Here is an 8946-nt window from a genome sequence, read left to right on the forward strand (position 1 = left end):
TGAAGGAGCGGAAGTCATGGCTGCCGAGATCGACATATCCTCCGTGGCTTCCGCCACCCGCAGGTTCACGCTATTGCGCGTTCAGGAAGAACTCGCGCGCAGGCTGGAGCCGGTTGCCATCACCTTTCTCGCCATTCTGGCGGGTATGGGACTCTTTAGCCTCTTCCTGCTGGCGCTGGGCAAGTCTCCCGTTCAGTTCGTGCAGCTCATCTATGCGGGAGGTTTCGGCACCTGGTTCTCGCTGCAAAATGCGTTCAGCCGCGCGGCGCCCTTGTTGCTGACAGCTCTATGCGTTGCACTTCCCGCACGCCTCGGGCTTACCGTCATCGGTGGGGAGGGCGCGCTTGCCTTGGGCGGACTTGGCGCCGCTGCAATTGCCGTGCCCATGCTCTCTGTTTCGCACGGCTGGCCGCTCTGGATTGCAATGGGTGCTTCCGGTGCCGTGGTTGGCGGTCTTTGGATCGCCTTCGCCGGAGCCTTGAAGCACTACCGAGGTGTTAACGAAACGATCTCGTCGCTTCTGCTCACCTATATCGGCATTGCGGTGATGAACCATCTGATCGAAGGCGTCCTGCGCGATCCGGCCAGCCTTAACAAACCTTCCACCTTTCCGCTGCCAGCAGATGCCATGTTCGGGAAGATCTGGGGCATGGATGTCCACTGGGGTTTCGCCATTGGCATCATCTGCTGCCTGCTCGCCTGGGTGTTGATCGAGCGAACCACCATCGGCTTTGCCGCTCGCGTTTCCGGGGGCAATCTCCGGGCCGCTCAAATTCAGGGCTTGCCCGTCGGCAAGCTCATCGTCGGCTTTACTTTTCTCGCCGGTGCCTTTGCGGGTCTGGCAGGGATGATCGAAGTTGCAGCGGTGCAGGGCAGCGCCAATGGCTCCATCATCGCCGGTTACGGTTACACCGGCATTCTCGTTGCCTTTCTGGCGCGCCACAATCCGCTCGCCATTATCCCGGTTTCCATTTTGCTCGGCGGTGTGGCGGCGGCTGGCGGCCTCATCCAGCGCCGCATGGGCCTGCCGGATGCAACGGTTCTCGTGTTGCAAGGCACGCTGTTCATCAGCGTTCTGTTTTTTGAGACGCTGTACGGGCGCTTCAAGCTCTTTAACCCGGAAATGTGGCAGATCACCCGCCTCGGAAAGGATGGCCAGTGATGGAAGAGACAGCGCTTGGGCTCTGGGGCGTGCCGCTTGCCATTCTGGCCGGTGCCATCCGCGTATCCACCCCGTTCATTTTCGTCAGCCTTGGTGAAACGCTGACGGAACGTTCCGGCCGCATCAACCTCGGCCTTGAAGGCACGCTGGTCTTTGGAGCCATGTCTGCCTATGCAGTGGCCGTTCTCACGCAATCGGCGTGGCTTGGTGTACTGGCAGCCATGTGCGCCGGTGCCGTGTTCGGCTTGCTGCATGGCTTTATCTGCAAGTTTCCGAAGGTGAACGATATCGCCATCGGCATCGCCATGATGCAGTTCGGGCTTGGTCTGGCCTTCTTCCTCGGCAAACCTTTCATTCAGCCGGTCGCGCCAAAGCTACCGTCCATTCCGCTGGGCAACTGGTCTTCCCTGCCGCAGGTGCAGGCGGCACTCACCATCAATGTGCTGTTCATCGTCGGGCTGATCCTAACCTTCGCGATCGCCTGGATGCTTAAGAATACCCGCATCGGCCTCATTCTGCGTGTGGTAGGCGATAGCTCCGATGCCGCGCGCGCCATGGGCATCAACCCGAACACGGTGCGCCTATTGGCAACGGCTGCGGGCGGGGCGCTGGCGGCGATCGGCGGTGCCTATCTCTCGCTGTTCTATCCCGGCTCATGGAACGAACGCATTTCGTCTGGCCAAGGACTGATGGCCGTTGCGCTCGTCATCTTCGCCCGCTGGAACCCCAAGGGCTGCCTGTTTGCCTCGCTGCTTTTCGGCGGGGCGGGTGCGCTTGGCCCAGCACTTCAGTCCGTCGGGGTCACGCAGGGCTACTACCTCTTCTATGCGGCACCTTATGTGCTGACGCTGATCATTCTCATCATGACGTCTTCGCCGACGACGCGCCTTTCCGGTGCGCCGGAGGAACTTTCGCTGACCAAATGAACATGTGACTGGAGATCTGCCATGAACGGCTTGGGCGGTTTGAATAAATCGGAACAGGGTATCGGTATCGGATTGGTGCAGTTGCAACTGCCCGTCACCGTCACGAAACAGGATTTGGCGCGCCAAACGCAGCGTATCGTCGAACTGGTGGGCAAGGCGCGGCGCAACCAGCCGGGCATGGATCTCGTGATCTTCCCGGAATATGCGCTCCATGGACTATCGATGGACATCAATCCCGAGATCATGTGCACGCTGGATGGGCCGGAGGTGAGGGCGTTCAAGGCCGCCTGCAAGGAGCACAGCATCTGGGGCTGCTTCTCCATTATGGAGCTGAACCCCGGCGGTATGCCTTATAATTCCGGTATCATCATCAATGATCAGGGTGAACTGAAACTCTATTATCGCAAGATGCACCCGTGGGTTCCGGTCGAGCCATGGGAGCCGGGAGATACAGGCATACCGGTCATCACGGGACCAAAGGGTGCGAAGATCGCGCTCATCATCTGCCATGACGGCATGTTCCCGGAAATGGCCCGCGAATGTGCCTACAAGGGTGCGGAAATCATGATCCGTACTGCAGGCTACACGGCGCCCATCCGCGAGTCCTGGCGCTTCACCAACCAGTCCAATGCCTTCTGCAATCTCATGGTCACGGCCAATGTCTGCATGTCCGGCTCTGACGGCACCTTCGACAGCATGGGCGAAGGCATGATCTGCAATTTCGATGGTTCCATCATTGCCCATGGCACAAGCGGACGGCCGGATGAAATCATCACCGCAGAAGTTCGCCCCGATCTGGTGCGCGAAGCAAGGCTCGGCTGGGGTGTCGAAAACAACATATATCAGTTCGGTCACCGCGGCTATGTGGCGGTTGCCGGTGGCGCGCAGGATTGCCCCTATACCTACATGCACGATCTGGCCGCCGGTCGCTATCGCCTGCCTTGGGAAGACGGCGTGAAGGTGACGGACGGAACTTCATGCGGGTTCGAAAAGCCCACACGCCGCTTTGGCGAAATCACCAAAACAGCAGCCGAATAGGGATATCGTCATGGATACGCTGACCAACACAGCCACCAACTTCGTCTCCGCCGATCCCTATCCATGGCCCTATAACGGCAAGCTGCGGCCAGACAATACAGTGCTCATCATCATCGACATGCAGACGGATTTCTGCGGTCCAGGCGGTTATGTCGACCATATGGGTTACGATCTGTCTCTGGTGCGCGCTCCCATAGAGCCAATCAAGGCCGTTCTGGCGGCCATGCGCGAGAAGGGGTATCACATAATCCATACGCGCGAAGGCCACAGGCCGGATCTGGCCGATCTGCCCGCCAACAAGCGCTGGCGCTCACAGCGCATCAATGCAGGCATTGGCGATGCCGGACCCTGCGGGCGCATTCTCGTGCGTGGCGAACCGGGCTGGGACATTATCGACGAGCTGAAGCCTCTCGAAGGTGAAACAATCATCGACAAGCCGGGCAAGGGCTCCTTCTGCGCCACGGATCTGGAGCTGATCCTCAACCAGCGCCGCATCGAAAACATCATCCTTACCGGCATCACCACGGATGTCTGCGTGCACACCACCATGCGCGAGGCGAATGACCGCGGCTTTGAATGCCTGCTGCTGGAAGATTGCTGCGGCGCGACCGATTACGGCAACCATCTGGCCGCAATCAAGATGGTGAAGATGCAGGGCGGCGTGTTCGGCTCGGTGTCGAATTCCAAAGCGTTGATCGAGGCGCTGCCATAACTGATTTCCGGCCAACGAAGGATCGATATCCATGACAGGCACCACATCGGCTAAGGCACTCTCGCTCGAAACGGTCGGCATGACCATGCGTTTCGGCTCCTTCACGGCGCTGGATGATGTTTCGATCAAGGTAAAAGCCGGTTCGTTTCACGCGCTGTTGGGTGAAAACGGCGCGGGCAAATCTACGCTCGTCAAATGCATCATGGGCTTCTATCGCCAGACAGGCGGCCAGTTGATGGTGGAAGACCGCGAGGTCTCGGTTGCTTCACCAAAGGATGCCGCAGCACTCGGCCTTGGCATGGTGTACCAGCATTTCACGCTGGTGCCTTCGCTGACGGGTGCGGAAAATCTGGTCATCAGCCGTAACGATGTTCCAGGCGTCATCTCCTGGAAAGCGGAGAGGGAGGCGTTGGATGCCTTCATCCAGACCATGCCCTTTCGCATTCCGCTCGATCGGCCTGTTCGGGAACTGGCTGCAGGCGAAAAGCAGAAGCTGGAAATCATTCGCCAGCTCTATCTCGGTCGCCGCTTCCTCATTCTGGATGAACCGACCTCCGTTCTCACGCCTGCCGAAGCGGATGACATGCTGGGCCTCGTGCGGGGAATGACGGAACGGGGGGATTTGAGCGTTCTCATGATCTCCCATAAGTTCCACGAGGTGATGAAGTTCGCCGATGCGGTCTCGGTATTGAGACGCGGCAAACATATCGGCAGCGGCAGCACTTCCGAGCTTAACCCGCATGATATGGCGGCGATGATGATCGGCGATGTCAAACTTGCCGAGCTGGATAGCCGATTGCCGATCAAAAGCGAGGCCCGCACCGTTCTCGAACTGAAGGGCCTGCGCGCGAAGGACCGCAGTGGCCTGAAGACAATCGAGGTGGAAGGACTCGGCATCAAGGCGGGAGAGATTGTCGGTATCGCGGGAATTTCCGGCAACGGCCAGAAGGAGCTTGCCGAAACGCTTGCTGGTCAACGAAAGGCGGAAACCGGAGAGATACTGGTAGAGGCAAAACCCTATCAGGCCACGCGCCAGCAATCGCGCCAGTTTCGTGTTCGTTTCATTCCCGAAGAGCCTCTACAGAACGCCTGCGCGCCGAAAATGTCGGTCATGGAAAATCTCTCACTTCGCAGCTTCGACATCGGACAGTCCGGGAAACCGCGTTTCTTTCTCGACCGTGCTGCCATGCGACGACAAGCCGATGCGCTGATTGCCGCCTTCAAGGTCAAGACCGCTTCGCCATCCTCACCCATTGCCTCCTTGTCCGGCGGCAATGTTCAGCGTGCGGTTCTCGCGCGCGAACTGACGGGCGACGTGGATCTGCTGATCGTTTCCAATCCTTGCTTCGGGCTAGACTTCTCGGCGGTAGCCGAAATTCGCGCCCGCATCATGAAAGCGCGTAACAGTGGCACTGCGGTTCTGTTGTTCTCGGAAGATCTGGACGAGTTGTTGGAAATGTCGGACCGCATTTTGGTCATGTCGGATGGCAGGCTCGTCTACGAGACACCGGCACGCGGTGCCGATATCTCCATCATCGGATCTCATATGGCAGGACACGGCTGATGCCCACAATCAAGGCGCTTCCCTTCGACTTCCGTTTCCAACCGGCGTCCACGGCGCTGATCGTCATCGACATGCAACGGGATTTCATTGAACCAGGCGGTTTTGGCGAAACGCTGGGCAATGATGTCAGTCGTGTTTCGGTCATCGTGCCCGACGTGAAACGGTTGATAGAAGGCTGCCGGAAAGCGGGCCTCACCGTTGTTCACACCATGGAATGTCACAGGCCTGATCTTTCGGATTTGCCGGACGCCAAGCGAAACCGGGGGAACCCAACCTTGCGGATCGGCGATGCGGGGCCTATGGGTCGCATTCTCATTGCCGGGGAAGCGGGCACCGAAATCGTGCCGGAACTCGCGCCGCTGCCAGGCGAGATCGTCATCGAAAAGCCGGGCAAGGGCGCGTTCTATGCCACCAGTCTTTCGCAGGTTCTGGCGGAAAAAGGCATCACACACCTCATTTTTGCAGGCGTAACGACCGAAGTCTGCGTGCAGACCACCATGCGCGAAGCCAATGACCGCGGCTTCGAGTGCCTGCTCGTGGATGAAGCAACAGCCAGTTACTTCCCCGAATTCAAGCAGGCAGTCCTCGACATGATCCGCGCACAAGGCGGGATCGTCGGATGGACCGCTTCCCTTGATGATGTTCTGAAGGTGCTCACCCATGGCTGAAACAATTCGAACAGGCTTTCACGCCGGTGAATGGCAGTCGCTTCCTTTCGAGCCGTTTCGGGATGGCGTGACCATCCATTGGATCAGGCGTTTCGAGGGCGAGGCGCCTGGTGTCGCACTCTTGAAGTATGAGCCAGGCGCATCTGTGCCGCGACATCTTCACGTTGGGCTCGAAACCATCCTCGTGCTGGAGGGGAGCCAGTCTGATGAGACGGGCCGATATCGCACGGGCTCCTTCATCGTGAATGCTCCCGGTAGCGAACATTCGGTCTGGAGCGAGGATGGCTGCGTGGTGCTGATCCAGTGGGATAAACCGGTTCAGATCCTCAATTAGGTTCTATCTCGGCTAGTTTTCGCTTGAACTCAGATCGCTGCAATTTTGGTCACGACATGCTTTGTCCGGCCAATCTCTGCTCCGGCAGATCGTTCGAAATGGTGAGCGTGACCAGATCCTCCTTCCGCATTGGCCGACCAAAGAGATAACTCTGCCCTTCCTGGCAGCCCAAAGCCTTCAGGATATCCCATTCCTGACGTGTTTCGATGCCTTCGGCGGTAGCTCTCAGGTGCAGCCCATGCGTCATGGACAGCACCGATTGGATGATGACGAAGCTTGCGGGGGCCATGCAAAGCCGCTTCACAAAGGACTGGCCGATCTTCAACTGGCGCCCGGAATTCGGTGACCGTCGGCGTTTCGACCGCAATCGTGGTGCTCGCCATCGGCGGGACGCTCGGCGTCGTTGCAGGCTATTTCAACTGTGTCGATCGCATCGTCATGCGGCTTGCCAACGTGCTCGGGATCATGCCGCGCATGCACAGACCGATGCCTCGCAACGTGGAAGGAAGAATAGCCTTGGGATGATGACCAGCTACCTTTACGATCTTGCACGGCTCGAAGAAAATCATGAAAGCTTCGCCAATCAGAAGCAGGTCGCCGCATCACCACCGGTGCAAAGTCTTGCCCAGTCATTTCAGTCCGTCGAGGTTTTTCAAAATGCCTAATCCCCTGTACGATACATTGTTTGCCCCCGGCCGGGACAGCGATCGAACCTTCCTCACGGATGCCGGCGGGCAAGCTCTCAGCTACCGGGATTTTCATGCGCTGGCGGCACGCCAGGCTAATGCACTGGCCTCGGCGGGTCTCGTGCCGGGAGACAGGCTGGCGGTGCAGGTGGAAAAGACGCCCGAAGCACTGGCCCTCTACGCGGCCTGCGTCATGGCGGGCATCGTCTTCTTGCCGCTCAATACAGCCTACACGCTGAGCGAACTCGATTATTTCATCACCGACAGCGGTGCGCGTGCCGTCGTGTGTGGACCTGAGATCGCTGCGGATCTTAAGGCGCGATCGGCAGCGGGCATCTCCGTCCTGACACTCGACGCCGAGGGGAGGGGCTCCCTCGCGGATCTCGCCGCAAGCCAATCCTCCACGTTTGGGGTGGCCGAACGGGCTGACAGCGATCTGGCTGCGCTTCTTTATACGTCCGGAACGACGGGCCGGTCGAAGGGCGCGATGCTCAGCCATTCCAACCTCCTCTCGAACGCGCGGACGCTAGCTGATCTATGGCGTTTCGACAGCAGCGATGTTCTACTGCATGCGCTGCCGATCTTCCACACGCATGGTCTGTTCGTGGCCTGCAACGTCACGCTGATCGCACAGGCTTCGCTGATCTTTCTTCCGAAATTCGATCTCGCCACCATGATGCGCATGCTGCCGCAGGCAAGTGTGCTGATGGGTGTTCCGACCTTCTACACCCGGCTTCTTGGTGCTGCCGCTTTCACTCGCGATCTCGTTGCGCATATGCGGCTGTTCATCTCGGGTTCTGCGCCGCTTCTTGCTGAAACGCATCTCGAATTCGAAGCGCGCACTGGCCACCGGATCCTCGAACGCTACGGTATGACGGAAACGAACATGTCGGTCTCCAACCCCTATGACGGGGAGCGGCGTGCCGGAACGGTCGGTTTCCCGCTACCGGATGTCGAACTTCTGATTACCGACCCCGAAAGTGGCACCATTCTGTCGGCAGGCGAGACAGGGATGATCGAGGTGCGTGGCCCCAATGTGTTCCGGGGTTATTGGGGCATGCCGGAAAAAACGAAAGCGGAACTGCGCGAAAACGGCTTCTTCATTACCGGCGATATCGGTCGTGTGGATGAAGATGGCTATGTCCACATCGTGGGCCGCGCCAAAGACCTCATCATATCGGGTGGGCTTAACATCTATCCGAAGGAAATCGAGATGCTTCTCGACGAGCAGACTGGCGTTCTGGAAAGTGCGGTGGTCGGCGTGCCCCATCCCGATTTTGGCGAGGCGGTACTGGCCTTCATCGTTGCCCGTCCCGGACAGAGCCCCGACACGAAGGCCATTGCCGAGGCCGCATCGACCAACCTTGCTCGCTTTAAGCAGCCGCGGGATATCATTCTGTTGGACGAACTGCCACGCAACACCATGGGCAAAGTCCAGAAGGCAGCCCTTCGCGAGCGCTACAAAAACCGGTACGTGGAATGAAGCGGGCCGTTGCAGCTGAATACGCTGTGAAGGTTACCGATCGCTTCAAGATCACCCCCGGCGCACAGTACTTCTGGACGCTCGACCAGAACCGCTTTGGCGACTTCACAGGCAACCGTGACGGCTGGAAGGCTGGTCTGACGTTCGACTACCAGCTCGCAACCAACCTCTCCACGAAGGTTGCCGTAAACTACCAGGACTTCGACAATCAGCAGGAACAGTGGACCGGTTTCGTCCGCCTCCAGCGCGCATTCTGATCTGACCTCCAGATCATTATGACTGGAACCCGGCCTCGCGCCGGGTTTCTTTGCAATCAAAGTAAACCTCCACCTACGGTGGAGGACTGGACGAGTTCTACATCGTAGTGGAGAGA

11 protein-coding genes are annotated in these 8946 nt (G+C 58.7%); 10 read left to right on the forward strand and 1 reads right to left on the reverse strand.

The window, feature by feature from the left end:
• Nucleotides 1–16 precede the first annotated feature (16 nt).
• Genes E8M78_RS06310 through E8M78_RS06340 form a run of 7 tightly spaced genes read left to right on the forward strand, consistent with a single transcriptional unit; the run spans nt 17 to nt 6404 of the window.
• A complete protein-coding gene (locus E8M78_RS06310; protein WP_137134265.1) occupies nt 17–1162 on the forward strand; it encodes an ABC transporter permease in 1146 nt (381 codons plus the stop codon).
• Nucleotides 1162–2088 (forward strand): ABC transporter permease, encoded by a 927-nt coding sequence (locus tag E8M78_RS06315; RefSeq protein ID WP_137134266.1) that lies wholly within the window; start codon nt 1162–1164, stop codon nt 2086–2088. Before E8M78_RS06310 ends, E8M78_RS06315 begins: the two co-directional genes overlap by 1 nt.
• Nucleotides 2089–2109: 21 nt before the next feature.
• Nucleotides 2110–3126 carry a formamidase gene (locus E8M78_RS06320; protein WP_137134267.1) on the forward strand — a complete coding sequence of 339 codons (1017 nt, stop codon included), beginning with the start codon at nt 2110–2112 and terminating at the stop codon, nt 3124–3126.
• A gap of 10 nt (nt 3127–3136) precedes the next feature.
• Nucleotides 3137–3838 (forward strand): isochorismatase family cysteine hydrolase, encoded by a 702-nt coding sequence (locus E8M78_RS06325; protein ID WP_137134268.1) that lies wholly within the window; start codon nt 3137–3139, stop codon nt 3836–3838.
• A gap of 31 nt (nt 3839–3869) precedes the next feature.
• Nucleotides 3870–5402: an ABC transporter ATP-binding protein gene (locus E8M78_RS06330; protein ID WP_137134269.1), complete on the forward strand. Its 1533-nt coding sequence runs from the start codon at nt 3870–3872 to the stop codon at nt 5400–5402.
• Entirely contained in the window at nt 5402–6070 is a 669-nt protein-coding gene (locus E8M78_RS06335) for an isochorismatase family cysteine hydrolase (protein WP_137134270.1), read from the forward strand. Before E8M78_RS06330 ends, E8M78_RS06335 begins: the two co-directional genes overlap by 1 nt.
• A complete protein-coding gene (locus tag E8M78_RS06340; RefSeq protein WP_137134271.1) occupies nt 6063–6404 on the forward strand; it encodes a cupin domain-containing protein in 342 nt (113 codons plus the stop codon). Before E8M78_RS06335 ends, E8M78_RS06340 begins: the two co-directional genes overlap by 8 nt.
• A gap of 49 nt (nt 6405–6453) precedes the next feature.
• Here the strand turns inward: E8M78_RS06340 and E8M78_RS06345 are convergent, their stop codons facing one another.
• On the reverse strand, nt 6454–6771 hold the full coding sequence (locus E8M78_RS06345; protein WP_348640109.1) for an EAL domain-containing protein: 318 nt from the start codon (nt 6769–6771) through the stop codon (nt 6454–6456).
• Here E8M78_RS06345 and E8M78_RS06350 point away from each other — a divergent pair.
• The 3 genes from E8M78_RS06350 (at nt 6747) to E8M78_RS06360 (ending at nt 8830) form a co-directional block, all read left to right on the forward strand.
• Complete coding sequence (locus E8M78_RS06350) at nt 6747–6929, forward strand: hypothetical protein (protein ID WP_137134273.1); 183 nt, start codon at nt 6747–6749, stop codon at nt 6927–6929. The genes E8M78_RS06345 and E8M78_RS06350 overlap by 25 nt on opposite strands.
• A gap of 132 nt (nt 6930–7061) precedes the next feature.
• On the forward strand, nt 7062–8573 hold the full coding sequence (locus E8M78_RS06355; RefSeq protein ID WP_137134274.1) for a malonyl-CoA synthase: 1512 nt from the start codon (nt 7062–7064) through the stop codon (nt 8571–8573).
• Entirely contained in the window at nt 8570–8830 is a 261-nt protein-coding gene (locus E8M78_RS06360; protein ID WP_137134275.1) for a porin, read from the forward strand. Before E8M78_RS06355 ends, E8M78_RS06360 begins: the two co-directional genes overlap by 4 nt.
• The last annotated feature ends 116 nt before the right edge of the window (nt 8831–8946 follow it).

This window comes from Rhizobium sp. FKY42 (assembly GCF_005222835.1).
Lineage (GTDB): Bacteria > Pseudomonadota > Alphaproteobacteria > Rhizobiales > Rhizobiaceae > Neorhizobium.

Coding starts and splice junctions, on each gene's coding strand:
- E8M78_RS06340 (WP_137134271.1), top strand. CDS start 6,063: ATGGCTGAAACAATTCGAACAGGCTTTCACGCCGGTGAATGGCAGTCG.
- E8M78_RS06335 (WP_137134270.1), top strand. CDS start 5,402: ATGCCCACAATCAAGGCGCTTCCCTTCGACTTCCGTTTCCAACCGGCG.
- E8M78_RS06315 (WP_137134266.1), top strand. CDS start 1,162: ATGGAAGAGACAGCGCTTGGGCTCTGGGGCGTGCCGCTTGCCATTCTG.
- E8M78_RS06310 (WP_137134265.1), top strand. CDS start 17: ATGGCTGCCGAGATCGACATATCCTCCGTGGCTTCCGCCACCCGCAGG.
- E8M78_RS06355 (WP_137134274.1), top strand. CDS start 7,062: ATGCCTAATCCCCTGTACGATACATTGTTTGCCCCCGGCCGGGACAGC.
- E8M78_RS06360 (WP_137134275.1), top strand. CDS start 8,570: ATGAAGCGGGCCGTTGCAGCTGAATACGCTGTGAAGGTTACCGATCGC.
- E8M78_RS06325 (WP_137134268.1), top strand. CDS start 3,137: ATGGATACGCTGACCAACACAGCCACCAACTTCGTCTCCGCCGATCCC.
- E8M78_RS06320 (WP_137134267.1), top strand. CDS start 2,110: ATGAACGGCTTGGGCGGTTTGAATAAATCGGAACAGGGTATCGGTATC.
- E8M78_RS06330 (WP_137134269.1), top strand. CDS start 3,870: ATGACAGGCACCACATCGGCTAAGGCACTCTCGCTCGAAACGGTCGGC.